This is a genomic window from Candidatus Chloroploca asiatica, assembly GCF_002532075.1.
Taxonomy (GTDB): domain Bacteria; phylum Chloroflexota; class Chloroflexia; order Chloroflexales; family Chloroflexaceae; genus Chloroploca; species Chloroploca asiatica.
Genome location: NZ_LYXE01000119.1, coordinates 19,225 through 38,870, shown reverse-complemented (window position 1 = coordinate 38,870; position 19,646 = coordinate 19,225). Strand labels below are relative to the sequence as shown.

Genomic DNA, 19,646 nt, shown 5'->3' with positions numbered 1-19,646 from the left:
ATGGTAGGTCATCGCGGAGGCAGATGGGATCGGCAATTCTAAAGATCACCACCGGCAATTCTAATTATCGTTGATCAGGGCGGAGCGCCATAAGGGCAGCTTGCGTGCTTGAGCTACGCAGTTGACCGTACGTAGCTCTGCGTGGTATACTGCCTGAATGGAACAAAAGTTTCATTCTAACTGCAACATCGTCTCTGCCTGCACCTCCCATGTCGTCTGGTGTCCCACGTATCGTCGTACGGTGCTTCAGGGCGGCATTGATGATCGTCTGAAAGCCATGCTTCGCGAGGTTGCCACCGAGCGCCAGGCTGAGGTGATTGAATGGGAAGTTATGCCCGATCATGTACATGTGTTGGTGGGGTGTGACCCTCAATTCGGCATCCACTGGCTCATGCGGTTGATGAAAGGCCGCGCGTCGCGCTTGGTGCGCCAGGCGTTCCCATCGCTCCGCACGAGGTTGCCGACACGCTGGACGAAGAGCTCTGTTGTCGCAACGGGTGGGGGCGCATCACTGGCGATCATCACGCAGTACCTTGAGCAGCAGAAAGGCGTGTAACCCATGGCGCGGCGCTCGCATACATCCAGCTTTAGCTGTGAACTGCCCCTCATCCTTTCCGGGGATGACGAGCGGGCGCTGGGTGTGCGCCTGGACTGCGCCCGCCAGGTCTATAACGCCGTGCTGGGGGAAAGTCTGAAGCGGCTGGAACTGCTGCGGCAAGCGAAAGCGTACCAGGAGGCGCGCACGCTCCCCCGGCGCACGCAGGAGGAGCGGAAGGCCCGTGCAGCGGCGTTCCGGGCACTGGACGAGCGGTTTGGGCTGCGGGAGTATGACCTACATGCCTGGGCGGGACAGTTTACCCAGAGTTGGGTGGGCCAGCACCTTGACGCAAATACGATCCAAACCCTTGCCACGCGGGCCTTTGGGGCCGTGCGGGAGTACCAGTTTGGGAAGCGGGGTCGCCCGCGCTTCAAGGGCAAGGGGCAACTGCTCAGCGTGGAGGGCAAGACCAACAAGCAGGGTATCCGCTGGCGCGAGGGGCGGGTACGGTGGGGGCCGCTTGCTCTGGCAGCCCGCATCCCCGCCGACGACCCGGTGGTCGCGCACGCCCTGGCATCCCACATCAAGTTCGTTCGGCTTATACGGCGCGTCCTGAACGGGCGGGTACGCTTCTTCGTCCAGCTTGTCTGTGCGGGAACGCCCTACCGCAAGGCGAAGCATCCCATCGGAACCGGTGTGGTGGGGATCGACCCCGGCCCGCGCACCTTCGGGCTGGCGGGGGAAGACTGGGGCGCACAGGTAGATCTGGCGGCACCGTTCGCGGGTGAAAAGCAGGTGCAGCGGCGTCTACGGCGCAAGCTCGACCGCCAGCGGCGGGCCAACAATCCCGCCAACTATCTCCCTGACGGGCGCGTCAGGCCGGGCCCGAAGCGGTGGCGCAAGAGCCAGAACCAGCGTGCTACCGAGGGCAAGCTGGCCGAGGCGCTGCGCCGGGAGGCTGCCCATCGCACGAGCCTGCACGGACAACTCGCCAACGCTGTCCTCCGTCTCGGGGACGCCATTCGCATCGAGAAGAACAGCTACCGGAGTTTCCAAAAATCCTACGGCAAGGCCGTGGGGCAGGCCGCCCCGGCGACGTTTGTGACCCTCCTGACGCGCAAGGCTGTGAGTGCTGGCGCGTCGGTGACGGTGCTGCCCACGTCGCTGCGACTCTCGCAAACCTGTCTCTGCGGCACGATTGCGCGCAAGCCGCTCGCCGAGCGCGTCCACTGCTGTGATTGTGGCATCACGGTGCAGCGGGACGTGTGGAGCGCCTATCTGGCGCGCTTTGCTCAGGCCGAATGCGGGCCAGATGGCCCAATCTGGCGTCTCGACGCGGAAAGCGCCCGCCAGGCGTTTTCGGGTGCGGAATCGCGCCTCCCGGCGGCGTCGAGTCCGGTCAGCGTGCAGGCGTTCACCGCCTGGGCGCAAGACCACCAACCTGCAAGCGCCGCCCCCTCTGGGGGTAGCCACCTGCCACATGGCGGGTCGGAGCGGGTCGCCGGGGCAGTGGTCACGAGGGCGCGTGAGGGCGCGGATGCTGTACCGCCGCAAGCGGGAGAGCCGGGCAGAGCGCGTCGGGTTGCCACCAGAACCCCCCGGCTTTAGCCGTGGGGTAGATTCAGCGTTGCAGCGGAGGCAGCGCCAGGAACGAGCACGGAGTCAGTTTTAGTATACCCAGGTGGCAGGGCGCAAATGTGGGTGGATGGGGGTGAACCCGTCAAAGGGTTGCGCCACCATGACCCGCTGGATGCCCGTGTGCGCGGGCATGACATGGGGATGCCGCGGGCATGACCGGTGGGACGGCCCACCATACCATGGCGTTCCCACGCACGCGGGAACCCAGGGCTGGGCGATCCTGCGCCAACCACGGCGTGGCCCGCACCGGCTCCGGTGGGGGCTGCATCAGTCATCAGCTGCTGCGCCCCTACGGGGCGTGCATCGCCCCGTGATCCCGTGGGCCAGGCACGCCCTTAGGCGCAGCAACGGCACCCGCCGGTTCCTAACTGCGCCCCTACGCCCCTGCCGACCATGCAACGGTCACGGTGACGACCATAATGATCAGGGCGAGGATAAACCAGAATAAGGCCCAGACCAGCGCGGGGAGGTGCGTCATTTCGGCGAGCACCTCGGCGTCGGTGCGTTGTTCGCGGTGCGAGCGGCGCACCGATAGCCGCATCAGGTCAACGAGGCTATTGGCGGCGCTCAGGGGCAGGTGCATCATGAGCAAGAGAAAGAGCCAAGAGGCTGGTTGGGGTGAGAGGTACCATCCGGCGGCAATGAGGCTGCTCGCAAGCAGTAACCCGGCCACCATGCCAAAGAGATTGCGGACAAAGCGCAGGCAGAGCAGGGCCAATCCGAGGCCGAGGCCCATCAGGATCATCTGTTCAGCAAGGTCGGTCGCTGAAAGCAAAATCAGCGCCCCACCGAGTAACGCAGGGCCAAGATAACCGGCGCTCACCACCACAAAACGGTTGCCGCCACGAATATGTGCCAACCCCTCACGATTTGGGTAGACGACAAAACGCTCGAAGCGCCCACCCGTCATGATCGCCGCCACCCCGTGGCTCATCTCGTGAACAAAGGTATCGAGCAGGCGCAACGGATACAAGAGCCAGCCAAGGATCGGCACGCGCCAGAGCACCGTGAGCAACAGGCTAAGCCCCGCGAGCACGAGCACCTCGGGCTGGCTCCAGGTTGTGATGATCGCGTCGAGGGGCATACACCTTTGCGCCTTCGCGCCTTTGCGTCAAACTATCCGACGTCGAGACCTCACAGATCTGCCAGACCTTGTGAGGTCTCGACGAATACCCCTACGCACTCTGGGCATAGAGCCGCTCGCGGATGGTGAGCACCTCGTTGCGCAGGCGGGTATCGGTGTTGATGTCGTCACCGATCTTCTCATAGCCATGCATGACGGTGGTATGGTCGCGCCCACCCAGTAGGTTGCCAATGTCAACCAGGCTACACTCGGTCTCTTCGCGCAGCAGATACATCGCGACCTGGCGTGGGCCAACGATATTGCGTGAGCGGCCACGGCCCTGCAGAATGCGCACATCAATGCCATAGTGTTCGCTGACCGCCTGAATAATCATCTCGGGCGTGATGCGACGGCGGCGTGAGGTGCCGAGCAGATCGGCCAGGGCGAGCGTTGCCACCTCGACGTTGACAGGCAGGCCGTGCAAGTCGGCGTAGGCCGCAACACGATTGAGACTCCCCTCGAGTTCACGGATGTTGCTCTGAACCTTGTAGGCCAGGAAATCAAAGACTTCGTCGGGAATATAGACATTCATCTGTTCGCCTTTTGCGCGCAGGATGGCCGTACGAGTCTCGAGATCGGGCGGTTGCACATCGCAGATCAGGCCCCATTCAAAGCGGCTGCGCAGGCGTTCTTCAAGGGTCAGAATCGCTTTGGGCGGCTTATCCGAGCTAATCACGATATGCTTGGCAGCCGAATGCAACGCATTAAACGTATGAAAAAACTCCTCCTGGGTGGCATCTTTGCCCGCAATAAACTGAATATCGTCAATCAACAACACATCAATATTACGATAGCGAATGCGAAATTCTTCGGTCTGCTGGCGACGAATGGCATTAATCAGATCATTCGTAAACTTCTCGGAAGAGACATAGAGCACATTAATTTCAGGGTCGCGATCGAGCACATAATTGCCAATTGCGTGCAACAGGTGGGTCTTGCCGAGCCCCACCCCGCCGTAGAGGAAGAGGGGATTGTAGGCCTGGCCGGGATTATCGGCCACCGCAAGGCAGGCCGCGTGGGCCATCCGGTTGCTTGAGCCAACGATAAACCGCGAAAAAGTATACTTTGGATTGAGCATCCCGGTGCGGAGCGCACTTGACAGATCGAGCTGCACGGCCCGCTCGTTGTTACCATACGCCTCATCATCCGCTGCCGTGACCAGGGGCGTCGTCGTGGCTAGCTCATGGCGGAGCATCCCGCTGGTGCCATTGGCAATCACGATCCGCACCTGCACTGGGTAGCCGACCACATCGCCGAGCGAACGGCGGACGGGCGTGATGTAACGTGTCTCAATCCCCTCTTTATGGAAGGGCGAGCTCGTCCCGACCGTTGCCGTCCCACCATCGAGCGCAAGGAGGGTGGTACCACGCAGCCACGTATCAAACTCTTGACGGGATGTCTGCATCTGAATGGTGCCCAGTGCTGCTTGCCAGATCTGGTTCAGATTCACAGGCACCTCCTTGTCCTACATAGACAATACAAAGCCAGGGGGCAAGACACACTGCCTTCCCGCAGACTTCTCACGATAAAGCGGGGCCGCTGCCCCTTACACATCAAAATGAACCTGGAAAGCGGGCCGTTGGCCCTTACGTAGCTTCGCTTCTGCTCACACAAGCTGCGAGCGTAGCTTCGCTTCTGCTCATACAAGCTACGAGCGTAGCAGGAGTAGTCGCCGTTGCGTTTTTAGTCTGCTGGCAATCATACTCGATCTTCCCATCCATTTCAAGCAACATAACGTACGATCTCTATAATTCTTGCTTATAGTTTTGCACGGTGCTCTAGGGCTGAAACTTTCGATCCCAGTGCTTGATTCACGTGTCTATGTTGACAACTATGCGCGACCGATGTGGATAACTTTTCGTGGTGTCATGGCTTTTTGGATCGGGCGAAAGCATTGCAATGGGATGGAAGCCCTGTTGGGAGACAAGCAATGCTTCGCAACAAAATTGTGGATAACTGGGGGGTGAGTGTGGACAAGGCGTGGGTTATTAGGTGGGGGCGATCGTGGGACGGCAGATCAGCGTGGGTTATTGCGCTGCTTCGACCTGGGGAAGATCGAGGGGCGGCAGATCAGCGAGGCTGAGCAGGCCAAATTGTTGGAGAAAGGCGGGCGTGGTGGCATAGAGAATCGGCCGACCGACAGTTTCAAGCCGCCCGGCCTCGCTGATCAGGTCACGGGCAAGCAGGGCGCGCAGCGTGCCACTACTATCCACCCCGCGGATCGCGTCGACCTGGGCGCGGGTGAGTGGTTGGCGGTAGGCAATAATGGCCAGCACTTCGAGCGCAGCGTTGGAGAGCCGTCCACTGGCCTGGAGCCCGAGCAGCCGTGCGATGGCTGGGGTAGCCTCTGGCGCAGTAACCAGTTGCAGTCCGTCACCGTGGCGCTGGAGGCGGATGCCACGGGTCTGCAAGTGCGTTGCCAGTTCTTGCAAAGCCTGTTCCACCGCCTCAGCCGGTACCTCAAGTGCTCGCGCTAGATCAGGCAGCGTCAGTGGCTCACCCGCCACAAAAAGTAGGCTCTCGACCAGTTGAACCAGACTGAATTCGCTCTCTATCACAGTAAACCTCGACCTCATCAGAAACCAAACTTCTGCCGCAACCCGCCTCCGCCGCAACCCGCTTCTGCCGCAACCCGCTTCTGCCGCAACCCGCTTCTGCCGCAACCCGCTTCTGCCGCAACCCGCTTGCACTCGCTTATGCCGAGGCCAGCGAAGCTGGCCTCGGCATAAGCATATCCTACCATAAGCTATTCACCGAGGTCGCCAAGCGCAATCGGGCGGGTGCGCGGGGCGGTGTGGCGGGGCAGCAGCAGCGAGATCAGGCCAGCCAGCAACACAAAGGCCACCGAGGCCCAGAGACAGATGATCAGACCGCCATAGGTGCTCAGGTTCATCCCGATCTGGTAGAGTAACCCGGAGAGCACGGTTCCGGCGAGGCGGCCCATCGCATTCGCCATATAATAGAAGCCGACATTCATGGCTACTTTATCGCTGTCAGTATACGCAAGAATAAGGTAGGAATGCACGGCTGAATTGAAGGCGAAGACAATGCCAAAGATGATCAACCCGGTTACGACCGAAAAGGCTGGGGCCAACGCATTCATCAGAGCAAGGGCAATCGCCGCCGGAAACAACGCCAGCGCAAAGGCAAGCATGGTTGCCGTGCGCCCATCAGGCTCGTGATTGCCCTCGACGCGTCGGCGGATCAGGCGGGGCGTTGCAGCTTGAACCATGCCATAGCCAATCGTCCAGGCGGCCATAAACCCACCCGCGAGCCAGAAATCCCAGCCGAGCACACTCACAAAGAAGATCGGCAGCGCAACGACAAACCAGACATCCCGCGCCCCAAAAAGGAAGATCCGGGCGGCAGCCAGCAGATTGACGGCCCGGTTATGCGAAAACATCTGGGTAAACTTCGCCTTCTTATTGGCCGTACCGAGATCGCCGCGCATCAAGAGCGCCGTGGTGCCCAGCGCGGTCAGTACCAGGACGGCCAGCACCAGCATGGCGAGCTGAAACCCGATCAGCGTGAGCAGCAACGCCCCGAGAAAGAAACCGACGCCCTTGATCGCATTCTTCGAACCGGTGAGCACACTCACCCAGGTATAGAGTTGCCCTTGCGTCTCGCCGGCGACCAGCTTGACCGCACTCTTCGATGACATCTTGGTCAAATCTTTAGCGATACCCGAAAACGCCTGCGCCAGCATCACATACGGCACCACCAGAAGTGACGGCGGCGCAAACGCGAGCAGGCTCAACGCGATCACCTGGGTACCAAGGCCGAGAAAGAGCGTCGTCTTGAGTCCGAAGCGTGCGCCCAGATAGCCACCAAAAAGATTAGTCAGAATGCCAAAGATCTCATAAAAGAGAAAGAGCGAGGCGACCTGCAAGGGCGTAAAGCCGAGTTGGTAGAAATAGAAGAGCACCAGCATGCGAATAGCGCCGTCGGTAAGCGTATCAGCCCAGTACGCGAACGTCACGAGCACATAATTGCGCAGGTTTGTTTGGCGCTGGGCCAGGGCCTCGGTCTCACCGAGGGGCGCTGGAGGCTGCGGCGTCCTGGTCGTGGTCATAACAACCCTGCCACCTTACGGGCCAGTTCAACCAGACGATTGGCATAGCCCCACTCATTATCGTACCAAGCATAGATCTTCACTTGGGTCGCATTCGTCACCATCGTACACGCCGCATCAACAATCGCCGAACGGGGATCGGTGACATAATCCATCGAAACAAGCGGGCGCGTCTCATAGCCAAGAATACCGGCGAGCGGGCCAGCCGCGGCGGACTGCAAGAGGGCATTGACTTCAGCGACGCTGGTCGGGCGAGTGACTTCAAAGACACAATCGGTCAGCGAGGCATTGAGCAACGGAACGCGCACCGCCTGCCCATTGAGCTTGCCATTCAACTCGGGGAAGATCAGGCCAATCGCCGTAGCCGAACCGGTGGTCGTTGGCACAAGCGACAGACTCGAAGCTCGTGCGCGGCGCAGATCGGTGTGCGGCGAGTCATGCACCGTTTGCGTATTGGTTGAGCTATGCACCGTCGTAATCATCCCGTGCTTGATCCCAATACCCTCGTGGATCACCTTGACCACCGGCCCGAGGCAATTAGTTGTACACGACGCAGCCGTCAACAGATGGTGGAGCGCGGGATCGTACCAATGGTCATTCACGCCCATCACAATATTGAGCGCCTCACCCTTGACGGGGGCAGCAACGATCACCTTTTTGACCCCGGCGGCAAAATAGGGAGCCAATTGTTCAGGCGTGCGGAATTTGCCCGTGGCCTCGATCACCAGATCAACCCCGGCGTCGGCCCAAGGCACTGCGGCGAGATCTTTGATGCGACTAAAACCAAGCGACTGCCCATCAACGAGCAACTGGGTGCCCTCACCTGAAGCCTCGCGGCCCCAGCGACCATGCACCGAATCAAACATCAAGAGATGGGCACATGCCGCCGCATCACCTGCAACCTCATTGACATGGACAAACCGCACCTCGGGCCAGCCCCACGCCGCACGCAACGCCAGACGCCCGATCCGCCCAAAGCCATTAATACCAACCCGTACCGTCACAAGCCTTCTCCTCTACTACAACAAACTCCATCGATATTATACGAGCTCAACCCGCTTATGTCGATAATATAGCGCGTTAAGGCTCTGTTAAGTGAAGATTAAGACAGTTTAGATTGATATAATGATGCACGTGCGAGCCAGGAGCGAGGGTCTCCCGCCCGCGAACGCACCCCGCAGGCGGGAGGCCCGCGCCCCGAGGCGAAGGGTGAATACATACAGGCGAATATTTTTTGCGAGCATTGCCGAGAACGTGTTACAATAGTGCCCATCATTCGTACGATCTATGAAGGAGCGACCTGTATGACCACTGGCGTGACGACTGTTGGAACCCTGGCCGACCGCCTGGTCCCCGCCCGCGGGTCTCTAGCCAATCCCATTGTGCGTGATGGATTGCTGATCGTAGCCGGGACAATCTTGATGGCAATGCTGGCGCGGATCAGCATTCACCTGCCCTTCACCCCCGTGCCAATCACTGGTCAGACGCTTGGCGTCTATCTGATTGGTGCCCTGTACGGCCCGCGTCTGGGGGCGCTGACCCTGCTCGCCTACCTGGGTCAAGGTCTCTTGGGCTTACCGGTCTTCTCGATGGGCACGAGCGCGTGGAGCCCGAGCCGCATTCCGGGGCTGCCGGTCATCTTTGGCCCGACGGCAGGCTATCTCTTTGCCTTCCCGGTGGCGGCAGCGGTCGTCGGCTACCTAGCGAACCGGGGGTGGGATCGCAAGATTCGCACCGCGCTGCCTGCGATGCTCGCTGGCGAAGCAATTATCCTGGTGATGGGCTTCACATGGCTTGTGGTTGCTACGGCATTCTTGACTGGCAGTGTCAGCATTTCAGCCCTCGTTGTTGCGGCTGTCCTGCCCTTCCTCCCGGGTGCTGCGCTGAAGATCGGGCTGGCCGCAGTCGCCTTGCCGAGTGGCTGGCGGCTGTTTGGTCAGCGCTAACTCGTTCTGCTTCCGTGTGCGCTGGCCCATTCTGGTGGGCCAGCGCGTATGATGAAGGCAAGCAGCGAGCGGCATTTGATGCCCCCATTGCCGAGCCAGGTTTGGCTTGATCAACCTCATACGCCCCCGTAGCTCAGAGGATAGAGCAGCAGTTTCCTAAACTGCGTGTCGTGCGTTCGAGTCGCGCCGGGGGCGCCACGTTTTAAGGCTTGCTGATGCGAAACGCCGATCCAGTTGGATCGGCGCTTGGTGTGTTTGACAGCCTAACTCAAGGTCTAGCCTTGTCCGGAACCCTTCTCCCATGCGTAGCGTATGGCTGTCTTGAACTCGTCCCATGTGTCCCGATATTTCAGATTCCAGGTACGGCGCAAGTCTGGCTCAACCGTATCCCACGAGTGACCGTGAATGCCCGCGTCGGTGGCCATGTCGGTGCCAAAGATATAGGCCGGGGCATAGTCACTGTAGGGCCGTCCGCCTGCTGCTACCGTCGAGTGATAATGGGTCTGGAAGTCGTGATCATTGTTGCCGTTGGCGTCGTGCATACCGTGGGTGGTGGCGTTTGGGTAGTTGTTGCTGAGTGGCGTAACCCGCTGCCCCTGGGCGAAGTCTGGTTGGTTCGTGTTGGGTGGCGTACTGCGCTGCCCTTGGGCGAAGCCTGGTTGGTTCGTGTTGGGTGGCGTACTGCGCTGCCCCTGGGCGAAGTCTGGCTGGTTCGTGTTGGGTGGCGTACTGCGCTGCCCCTGGGCGAAGTCTGGCTGGTTCGTGTTGGGTGGCGCACTGCGCTGCCCCTGGGCGAAGTCTGGCTGGTTCGTGTCCGTTGCCAGTGAGGGGTGCCAATCGGTTTTGTGCCATTGCTTGCTGCGCTCCTCGATGTCTACCACCCCATAGCGGCGCATCACCGCATCAACATTGATCCGCTCGGCCATGGCTGCATCGACACTCACGGTCAGCAGCACACCGCCCCGCCGCACGCCCTCGGCATAGATGTGGGCCGACTCTTCGGGCACTCCGGTGCCCATCAGTGCGCCGGCTATGCCACCAACACTCGCGCCGACACCGGCCCCGAGGGCGGTGGAACCCACCGTAGCACCGATGCTGCCGATAGCGGCGGCGAGGGGGCCGATCGCTAGTACCGGGCCAATCCCAGGGATGGCGAGCAACCCGGCCCCCACCAGCAGGCCGACCGCCCCGCCGACCACGCTGCCGCCTACCGCGCCCGAACCCACGGAGTGCTCTGCACCTACCTCTTGCTGACGGGTGCTCTCATCGTTCGCGTCACGGGCCACCATGCTGATATCCTCGCGTAGGATACCCTGGTTTATCAGATCATTCGCGACGCTGTGGGCGTCATCGGTGGTGTCGAAAAGTCCGGTTATCGTTCGAATCATTGCAGTGTTCCTTCGTAGAACAGCGCTGCTTGCTTCTATCTCATTCGTCGAAGCGCGCTGCTTGCTTCTGTCGTCGTACATAATTGATGGAGAGGAAGATGTATACTTTCAGTCTAGCGAATGCGGGCCAAGAGTGGTAGCCGATAAACTCCGACTCTTGTATGAGCAGTATCCCTGACAGTGTGAGGGTTCCACCCCGGCGATCACCACGCGTACCTCATGCGTCCCAGGATGGTCACGCAGCGGGATCTGGCCGTCATACACCTCCACGCCATCAAGCGTCACCAGTGCATCGGTTCCGCGTTCGACCGTGATCTGGTAGGTCGCCGTGCCGACTCGGTAGTTCGCGGTGTAGCCGGGCCACTCTGGCGGCAGGCAGGGGGTGATGCTAAGGGTATCGCCACGGCGGCGCAGGCCGAGCAGTTGTTCGACGCCCAGACGGTAGAACCAGCCTGCCGATCCGGTGTACCAGGTCCAGCCGCCGCGTCCGGCGTGGCCCTCGGCGGTGTAGACATCGGCGGCGATGCTGTAGGGCTCCACCATGTAGCGTGCGCTATGTTCGGCGGCGTGGCGCACCGGGCTGATTAGGCGCAGCAGTTCGGCCACTCGCTCGCCCTCGCCCAGCAGCGCCCATGCCCAAATCGTCCAAATTGCGGCGTGGGTATACTGGCCGCCGTTCTCGCGCACTCCTGGCAGATAGCCTTTGATATAGCCTGGGTTATGGTCGCCCTGGTCGAAGGCCGGAGTGAAGAGCCGGATCAGCCCAACTTCGCGGTCAACAAGCAGGTTGTCCACCGCTTCCATACCCGCCCGTGCGCGGGTCGGATCGCCGACACCTGCGATCACCGCCCAGGACTGTGTCAGCGAGTCGATCTGGCACTCGGCGCTGGCCTGTGCGCCGAGCGGCGTGCCGTCATCGTAGAAGGCGCGCAGATACCAGTTGCCGTCCCAGGCACTGGTCTCGATCGCTACCCGTAGCCGTTCGGCCTCGGCCCGGTAGTGCGCTGCGCGCTCGGTGTCGCCACGGGCTGCGGCCAGATCAGCGAAGGGGTGCAGCACCGCGATCAGGAACCAGCCAACCCAGACGCTCTCGCCGGTGCCGTCGGCCCCCACCAGATTCATGCCGTCGTTCCAATCGCCAGCACCCATCAGCGGCAGGCCATGGGCACCCATCCGCCCCAGTCCATAGTCGATTGCTCGTGCGCAGTGCTCGTACAGGCTGGCCTGACGCGCCGAGACCGTGGGCAAGCCATAATATTCGGCCTCGCCCGGCTCTCTGAGTCGGCCCTCGAGGTAGGGCGTTGGCGCATCCAGCAGCGCCAGGTCGCCTGTCACCTCGCAGTAGAAGGAGGCGACATAGGGCAGCCAGAGATAGTCGTCGGAGAAACCGGTGCGGACGCCGCGCCCGCTCGGCGGATGCCACCAGTGCTGGACGTCGCCCTCGCCAAACTGGCGTGCGGCGGCGCGCAGGATTTGGGCACGGGCCACCTCAGGCGCGGCCTGAGTCAGGGCCATCACATCCTGGAGTTGGTCGCGGAAGCCGTAGGCCCCGCCCGACTGGTAAAAGGCCGAGCGCGCCCAGACTCGGCAGGCCAAGGTCTGGTAGAGCAGCCAGCCGTTCAGCAGCAGGTCGAGGGCCGGGTCGGGTGTCTGTACCTGAGTCGCGCCGAGCAGCGTGCGCCAGCCCGCGACGGCAGCCTGTTGGGCGCGGGCCGCCGCAGTCGTGGTACGGTAGCGCGCGATGAGCCGCCGCGCATCATTGGTGTCCGCGCCCTGACCAAGCAAAAAGACGAGCTCGCGCTCCTCGCCGGGGGCCAGATCGAGCGCGCAGCGAATGGCACCGCATGGGTCGCCCCCCGCGCCGGCGCGACATGAGAGGGCCCGTGCGGCCATGCCTGTCGGTCGACTGAGGTCGCCGTTGCGACCGATGAACTCGGTACGGTCGCCGGTGTAGCTCAGCACATGCTCGCTCGCGGCGAGAAACGCCACCCGCTCACCAAACTCGACGTTGTAGGCATTGTGGGCCAGCAGCGCGGCGCCCTCCTCGTCATAGGCAGTAACAATGTAGGGGGCCATCTGGGCGCGGAAGACGCCCAGCACCCACTCGACGTAGAGCGTCGCTGTGAGCCGTGCGGGCTGGTCGCCGTGGTTGCACAGGCGCAGGCGGAAGATCTTCACCGGGTCATCGCTGGGCACAGCGATCGTCAGATCGCTGGCGATGTCGCCGTGTTGGCGTGCGAAACTGGTGTAGCCAAAGCCGTGGCGGACACGCACATGGCCCAAGCCCACAGGACGCGGCGTGGGCGACCAGATCGTGCCGCTGGTCTCATCGCGCAGGTAGAGCGCCTCGCCCAAGGGGTCGCGCACGGGGTCGTTCGCCCACGGGGTGAGCCGGTTCTCGCGACTATTGCCGGCCCAGGTGTAGCCGCCGCCGCTCTCGCTGATGATGAAGCCGAAGCCGGGGTTGGCGACCACGTTTATCCAAGGTGCGGGCGTGGAACCACCGGGAACCAGGTCGATCACATACTCACGCCCGTCGGGCGTGAAGCCGCCGTAGGGCGAGGGCTGGATCAGGTCGATGGGCGGGAGCAGCGCGTCGTGTGCGGTAGAGATGCTTGGCACGGCGGGGGCCTGGCCAGCATCGGACTCGCGACGGCGCAGGTGCTGGGCCAAATCGCCCCGGCGCGTGGATAGCAGGGCGCAGGCGACCGTCTCGAGTAGCACCTGGTCGGCTGCGGGCACGAGATCGCCACGCAGGAGAAAGATGCCACCACGCTGGTTGAGCAGCGCCCCGGCGCGGCTGCTGCGCACGAGGCTGAGCAGATGATCCTGGCGCCCCTGGGCGTAGCCGCCGCTGTCTTCGTTGAGGATGACCAAATCTACCTGCAGCCGTTTGAGCCGCCAGTACTCGTGGGCGCGTAGCAGTTCTGCCACCAGGGTCAACTCGTCGTCTACACCGACGCGCACCAGCACCAGAGGGAAGTCGCCGGAGATGCCGTAGGCCCACAAGTTGGGTTGGCCTCTGGTGTTCGCTGTGAGGGTCTCAGGCGAGGCTCGCCGCCGTACATTGAGGAAGAGCGCGGCGCTGGCGAGGCGTTGGAAGCGGTGGGCCTGGTCGGCACCGATGTTCAGATCGTGTAACTCCACTTGGCTCTGGGTCCAGGCCAGTTCGAAGGCGCGCTCGGCAGCCGCTGGGTCGCGCAGACGAGCGGCCAGGGCCAGCGCTTCGATCCTGCCCTCGGCCACGCCGGTGACGAAGGTGATCTGAGCGCTGGCCCCAGGCGCGATCCGCACGCGCCGACGGAGGCTCAGCACCGGGTCAAGGACGGCGCCGGTGTGCCCGCCGAGGGGCACGTGGAGCGCCTGCGGGTCGGCCATGTCGCGCCCGCGCCCGACGAAGGCGGCCCGGTCGCTCTCGTGCTGGGTGGCACCGAGGGCGTGGCCGCGTACGTTCACGCTGTGGATGGCCCAGGTGCGAGCGGCACCGGACGCACGCGGCCGACGTACGGCCAGCAGTACGTCGTGCTTGGGCACAAATTCGGTCTCGACGAAGAGGTTGGCGAAGGCGGGGTGCGCCTCGTCGGCGGCGGGCGGGGCCAGCACCACCTCGCTATAGCTCGTCAATTCTAGCTCGCGTGGCGCACTTGTGAGGTTCGTGAGCGTAACCCGACGAAGCTCGGCATGCTCCTCAGGCGAGACGACGACCTCCATGCGCGTGTCGATCCCGGCCACGCGCTGACGAAACTCGGCCCGATCCAGGCCGTAGGTTACCTGGTAGCTCAGCGACTTGTGACGGGTCGGCTGGTAGGTTGTCGACCAGACTGTGCCACTGCGGGCATCGCGGATGTAGATGAAACTGCCCCAGTCGTCGCGACTCACGTCGGAGCGCCAGCGCGTGATCGCCAAGTCGTCGAAGCTGCTGCTGCCACCGCCAGCAGTGGTGAGCATCAGGCGGTAGCGACCGTTGGAGAGCAGGTGGCTGTAGGGCATGCTGGTGAAGGGCGTATTGAACTGGCGCGGTGCTGGCGGGGCGAAAAAGGCGATCTGGGGTTCACGGACGGCCGTCCGCGCCGTCTGGGCCGGGCGCGTCTGGGGCACGCGTTCCTGAAGCAGGGTCTCGGCTGACTGCACGAGCGGCTCGGCGTGGAAGCGCCGCTGCATCACCTCGGCGTGGAGCACGTTATCCAGGGCGAGCAGGCTCATGCCTTGGTGGTGGGCCATAAACGAGCGCACAATCGCGTGGCGCTGGCCGGGCGGCACGCGGCTGGGCGTGTAGTCGACGGCCTCGTATAGTCCGTAGCTGCCAAACATGCCATCGGCGACCAACACCCGCAGGTTCTCCAGGGCCTCGGCCGGGCGCACCGACAGGGCCAGCATCGTCGCGTAGGGTGCGATCACGAGATCGTCGTCGAGACCGCTCTTTAGCCCCAGGCCAGGCACACCGAAGGCGTGGTACTGATAGTTCATCGCCAGGTCGCGCGCATTGTAGGCCGACTCCGAGATGCCCCATGGCACGCCACGCTCTTTGCCATACGCGATCTGGCGGGCGACGGCGGCGGTGTAGGTGGCGTCGAGCAACGTTTCGGGGTAGCGGCGCATCAGCAGCAGCGGCATCAGGTACTCAAACATCGTACCGCTCCACGAGAGCAGCGCAGCGCCCAAGCCCACCGCCGTTAGGCCACGCCCCATGCGGAACCAGTGCTCTTGCGGTACCTCACCTCTGGCGATGGCCAGAAAGCTGCCCAGGCGAGCCTCGGAGGCCAGCAGGTCATAGAAGGAGCTGTCGCGCTGGCCCTCAAAGACGCGATAGCCGATCGAGAACAGGTGGCGCTGGCTGTCATAGAGGAAGTCGAACTGCATCGCCTCAACTTGATCGGCGCAGGCGCGGGCGACCCAGGCGTGGCGGGCAAGCAGGGCGGCAGCAGTGGGGACGCCGCTATCAGCCAGTTCGCCGAGGGTCGGCGGACGCTCACGGTGATCCAATGCGGGCACGAGGCTGTCAACATCTTCCAGCAGGCTACGTGCCTGGCTTCCAATGCGCGCACCCCACACGGCGACCGGCCCGACGGTGTCTAGATCCTCTGCCCACTCCAGAACCTCACCGAGCAGATCGCGGTAGTTGCCCACTGTAGTAGGCGTATCGCGGAGTAGCTCGGATAGGGCGGCAACCGTCTTGCGCGCTGGCCCATGGTCGCCAAGCTTCTGTCCCATCAGCGCGAGGGAGTCCTCGATCCCGACGAGGGCTTGCGGGCCGATCAGGGGTGTATCGCGCAGGGCCAGGTAACCCTGGCGCAGGGTGAGCAGGGCCGCCACGAAATTACCGCTGTCCACCATTGAGACGTAGGCCGGTGGCAGCGGGTTCAGTGTACGGGTGTCGTACCAGTTCAGCAAGTGGCCCTCGCAGCGCTCTAGTAGCGCCAGTGTCGCGAATACCCGCTCGGTGCGCTCGGTCAGTTCCAGCATGCCGATATAGCCAAAGTCGTAGGCGGCCAGGTCGGCCAGCAGCTGGAGCCCGATGTTTGTGGGCGAGGTGCGGTCGGCGATCAGGGGGCGCGGTGTCTCCTGGAAGTTATCGGGGGCCAGGAAGTTGGCCTCGGCGCGGACGAACTGCTCAAAGAAGGCCCAGGTGGCGCGGGCCAGCCGCCGTAACAGGAGCCGATCCTCGGCGCTGATCGGGAGTACCGCATGAATGTGTGGTTGGTCGAGCCAGGCGGCGAGGGCTGGCGCAGCGAGCCAGTCAGCAAGTATCGGCAGCGCAGAGAGGGCCTCGGCGTGGCGGCGGCCTGGGGCAGTCACCAGGGCCGCGCCGACGATGAGCATGGGCGCGCCTCGGCGCAGCACCGGCATATGGGAGCGCTGGAGCCGGCCCTGCGACTGCGCGGCGGTCTCCCACTCGAGCAGGTTGCGCCGTGTGATCAGCGTGCGCGTCAGGGTGCGGACGATCGCATCAAGGTTGAGCAAGGTCTGGTCGGGTAGAAAGGCGACGTTGAGCGCCAAGCGCAGGGCGCTGAGTTGCAACTCGCGCACTCTGGCCCGCAGCGCACCCATATTGCCCGGTTCCAGCACGGCGGCGCGGGCGGCGGCTAGCAGGTCGAACGCCAGTGGCGCAGCTAGGGGCGCCAGGGCCAGGCATGTCCAGACCGCCGGGCGGCCGGGCAGCCAGCGCCAGCCGGCGACGAGCAGGGCGACCGTTGCGGCTGGGGTGAGGCTGCGTCGCAGGTTGTCCAAGATCTTATAGCGCGCGATCACTGGCAGGCTGTTCGCCCGCCAGCCTTCGGCCGACGGTGTGCGAGGCAGCAGCCAGGCCGCGATCTGCCAGTCGCCGCGTACCCAGCGGTGCTGGCGTGCCGCCCAGGCCGCGTAGGTGGTCGGATAGCTGTCCACCACCTCCACATCAGAGAGCAACCCGACGCGAGCGTAGAGGCCCTCGATCAGGTCGTGGCTAAGCAGGGCATTCTCGGGGAAGCGCCCGTGCAGAGCGGTGCGTAGAACCGCCGGGTCGTAGATGCCCTTGCCGGCGAAGATACCCTCGCCAAACAGATCCATGTAGGCATCCGAGACGGCGGTTGTATAGGGGTCAACGCCAATATTTCCAGCGAAGACGCGGGCGAAGCGACTGGCCGTGGCACTGGGCAGGTCGATGCCGACCCGCGGCTGGAGGATGCCGTAGCCCTCAGCCACCCGCCCGGTCAGCGGATCGAACCGGGCCTGGTTGAGCGGGTGGGCCAGCGTGCCGATCAGGGCCTGGCCGACGTCACGCGGCATCTGTGTGTCGGCGTCAAGGGTGATTACATAGCGCACACGCTCCAATACGCGCTGATCGCCGACCATCACGCCATAGGATGTTTCGCCCGCGCCGACCAGCAGCTTGTTAAATTCTTCCAGCTTGCCGCGTTTGCGCTCCCAGCCCATCCAGCGGCCCTGTCGCTCATTCCAGATACGGTGGCGATGCAGCAGCAGGAAGCGATCCGCGCCGTGGCGCTCGGCGAGTTGGCGCATGCGCTCGGCTGCGGCATCGAGCAGCGAGGCGTCCTCGGGCATGTTCTCCTCGGGCGCGTCGGCGAAGTCGGTGAGCAGGGCAAAGTGCAGGTTCGGATCCTGGTTGGCCAGGGCGATTACCTCCAGGGTGTCGAGTTGGCGGCCCACACTGTCTGGGGTCAGCAGCAGCGTCGGCATCACCACCACGGTCGTCAACTCAGCGGGGATGCCCGCCGACAGATCGAGACGCGGCAACACGCGCGGTGGCAACATCGTCGTCACGGCGCGGTTGACCAGTTCGCCCGCCAGAGCACTGGCCGGAATGAGCGCCAGGGCGATGGATAGTAGGGGGGGAGCATCGGCAAGGGATGGGTGCTGGCCAGCGCCCATCCCTTGCCGATGCTTCCCCCCTATGGCATAGCCGCACCGTGCCAGTCGCAGCCCGGTGGCCACAATTGCGGCCGTGGTCGCGCCGACGGCCCCCAGGTAGCACGCCGTCGGATGCGCCATCGCCGCATTGCGGGCGCGCTCTAGGGGTGACGGACGGTAGCCAAGTTGGGCCGCAAACGTCGGACGCCCTGCGCCCACCAGATAGTAGCCGACGTGGCGCTGGCGTGCGTCGGTGCCGACTGCCGCGTCGGCGTGGATGACCGCGCGGCGTGCGACCTCGACCTCGCTCATGCGCGCCCCGCGGGCCAGATCCTCGACCGCGTGGCGGTAGCGGTCGCGGGTCGCGCTGGTGCTGCGCGCATAGGCCCCCGCCGGGTCACGACACAGCAGATGCTCGATCTGGCTCACCTTCGCAAACCAGTCTGGCCAGTCGATCGCGCCCAGGGCGCGCATGCTGCTGATGGTGTTGCCGACCGAGACCTGGTTCGCAGCCTGGCGCTGGTGCTCCTCATGGATGAGCGATTCGATCGTTGTGTGCGGCGTGACCGGCTGGGTCTCGAGCCAGGTTACCACCCGACCGATGTCGTGCTCGCCCTCGTGGGCACGCAGGCGGCGCAGCAACTGGGCGGCGAGGGTGATCGGCAGGGCCGGGTGACGGTGGGTCAGCGCACGCAGCACATCCGCGCCCATCGTCTCGTCTGACGCACCAAGCAACTGATCAGCCCAGGTGTCGGCCTCGTGGCGGAGCGCACGCACCTGCAGTACCTGGGCCGATAGTCGGCTGAGGTTCTTGACCAATCCGATCCGCAGCATGATCGCCACGGCCCATAGCTCACCGATCTGGAGCGGGGTGATTGACTGGTAGGCGCTGAGGAAGCGCAGCAGTACGGCGGCATCCACCCGACCATCGGTGTGGCCGATCAGCTCTAGCGCAATGCCATAGACGCGGGGCAGATCGGCGAATGGGCCGCGTCGTAGCTTCGGCAGTTGGCGGTAGTAGCCCTGTGGCAGATCGTGGCGGATCGTGCGGATCTGTTCATTGACAAGATAGGCATTATCGATCAGCCACTCGGCGGCCGGGCTGATCGGCACGCTCAACCGGATGTCCTCGCCGAGGCTCCGATGCGCCTCCGCGATCTGCCGCTCATCATGATCGAGCGCACTGCGCAGGATGTTGCCGCCGCGCGGGAGCACAGTAACATCAGCTTGGTCGTTGGCGAGAGTGAGCGCAAGCACGTCCAGTTGCTCGGCGCTCAGCAGGTCGCCGAGCAGGGGGGCGAAGGTCGGCTCAGCTAGAGGGCCTGGCGCGGGGCGCGGAAACAGACTTGCACCGAGTGACCGAACGCCATCCGCGAGTGATGCGCACGTCTTGCGAATCATGATGAGACCCTCCTTGCTGGCACTCTAGAATCTCGCACCTAATGGCCGACCTTGCCAGCTTGTCTGGCAAAGTCGGCCACGCCCAAAATAAGTATGTCTGGGGCCTGCGCCCCTACCCTCAATACCGTTCAAAGAAGCGCACGCCAAGCCGCGCAGGATACGCGCACCTCCACGAAAACCTTTGCGCCTTTGC

10 protein-coding genes and 1 tRNA gene are annotated in these 19,646 nt (G+C 63.4%); 4 read left to right on the top strand and 7 right to left on the bottom strand.

What is annotated here, in order from left to right:
- The first annotated feature begins 157 nt into the window (after positions 1-157).
- A complete protein-coding gene (gene tnpA, locus A9Q02_RS15625; protein ID WP_097654020.1) occupies positions 158-556 on the top strand; it encodes an IS200/IS605 family transposase in 399 nt (132 codons plus the stop codon).
- A 3-nt stretch (positions 557-559) separates the two neighbouring features.
- Positions 560-2,146, top strand: coding sequence for a transposase (locus A9Q02_RS15620; RefSeq protein ID WP_097654019.1), 1,587 nt, complete (start codon positions 560-562; stop codon positions 2,144-2,146).
- Positions 2,147-2,552: 406 nt separating this feature from the next.
- Here A9Q02_RS15620 and A9Q02_RS15615 read toward each other — a convergent pair whose 3' ends face one another.
- From A9Q02_RS15615 to A9Q02_RS15595, 5 genes are all read right to left on the bottom strand, one after another.
- Positions 2,553-3,260, bottom strand: coding sequence for a M50 family metallopeptidase (locus tag A9Q02_RS15615; protein WP_097654018.1), 708 nt, complete (start codon positions 3,258-3,260; stop codon positions 2,553-2,555).
- 91 nt (positions 3,261-3,351) lie between these two features.
- A complete protein-coding gene (gene dnaA, locus A9Q02_RS15610; protein WP_097654017.1) occupies positions 3,352-4,749 on the bottom strand; it encodes a chromosomal replication initiator protein DnaA in 1,398 nt (465 codons plus the stop codon).
- A gap of 577 nt (positions 4,750-5,326) precedes the next feature.
- Positions 5,327-5,857, bottom strand: a complete 531-nt coding sequence (gene scpB / locus A9Q02_RS15605; protein ID WP_245860565.1) for an SMC-Scp complex subunit ScpB — start codon at positions 5,855-5,857, stop codon at positions 5,327-5,329.
- 188 nt (positions 5,858-6,045) lie between these two features.
- Positions 6,046-7,371, bottom strand: a complete 1,326-nt coding sequence (gene arsJ / locus A9Q02_RS15600) for an organoarsenical effux MFS transporter ArsJ (protein WP_097654015.1) — start codon at positions 7,369-7,371, stop codon at positions 6,046-6,048.
- Positions 7,368-8,375: an ArsJ-associated glyceraldehyde-3-phosphate dehydrogenase gene (locus A9Q02_RS15595; protein ID WP_097654014.1), complete on the bottom strand. Its 1,008-nt coding sequence runs from the start codon at positions 8,373-8,375 to the stop codon at positions 7,368-7,370. Before A9Q02_RS15595 ends, arsJ begins: the two co-directional genes overlap by 4 nt.
- Positions 8,376-8,675: 300 nt before the next feature.
- On the opposite strand from A9Q02_RS15595, the gene A9Q02_RS15590 reads away from it, so the two are divergent.
- Positions 8,676-9,317 (top strand): biotin transporter BioY, encoded by a 642-nt coding sequence (locus tag A9Q02_RS15590; RefSeq protein WP_097654013.1) that lies wholly within the window; start codon positions 8,676-8,678, stop codon positions 9,315-9,317.
- A gap of 122 nt (positions 9,318-9,439) precedes the next feature.
- Positions 9,440-9,515: transfer RNA gene (locus tag A9Q02_RS15585), tRNA-Arg, on the top strand.
- A 77-nt stretch (positions 9,516-9,592) separates the two neighbouring features.
- On the opposite strand, the gene A9Q02_RS15580 is transcribed toward A9Q02_RS15585, so the two are convergent.
- Both A9Q02_RS15580 and A9Q02_RS15575 read right to left on the bottom strand, forming a co-directional pair.
- Positions 9,593-10,705, bottom strand: a complete 1,113-nt coding sequence (locus A9Q02_RS15580) for a hypothetical protein (RefSeq protein ID WP_097654012.1) — start codon at positions 10,703-10,705, stop codon at positions 9,593-9,595.
- Positions 10,706-10,813: 108 nt separating this feature from the next.
- On the bottom strand, positions 10,814-19,453 hold the full coding sequence (locus A9Q02_RS15575) for a glycoside hydrolase family 94 protein (RefSeq protein ID WP_245860564.1): 8,640 nt from the start codon (positions 19,451-19,453) through the stop codon (positions 10,814-10,816).
- Positions 19,454-19,646 lie beyond the last annotated feature (193 nt).

Bases quoted from the DNA above. Each gene is read 5' to 3' on its own strand.
- tnpA (WP_097654020.1), top strand. From the start codon at position 158: ATGGAACAAAAGTTTCATTCTAACTGCAACATCGTCTCTGCCTGCACC.
- A9Q02_RS15620 (WP_097654019.1), top strand. From the start codon at position 560: ATGGCGCGGCGCTCGCATACATCCAGCTTTAGCTGTGAACTGCCCCTC.
- A9Q02_RS15615 (WP_097654018.1), bottom strand. From the start codon at position 3,260: ATGCCCCTCGACGCGATCATCACAACCTGGAGCCAGCCCGAGGTGCTC.
- arsJ (WP_097654015.1), bottom strand. From the start codon at position 7,371: ATGACCACGACCAGGACGCCGCAGCCTCCAGCGCCCCTCGGTGAGACC.
- A9Q02_RS15590 (WP_097654013.1), top strand. From the start codon at position 8,676: ATGACCACTGGCGTGACGACTGTTGGAACCCTGGCCGACCGCCTGGTC.
- A9Q02_RS15580 (WP_097654012.1), bottom strand. From the start codon at position 10,705: ATGATTCGAACGATAACCGGACTTTTCGACACCACCGATGACGCCCAC.
- A9Q02_RS15575 (WP_245860564.1), bottom strand. From the start codon at position 19,453: ATGATTCGCAAGACGTGCGCATCACTCGCGGATGGCGTTCGGTCACTC.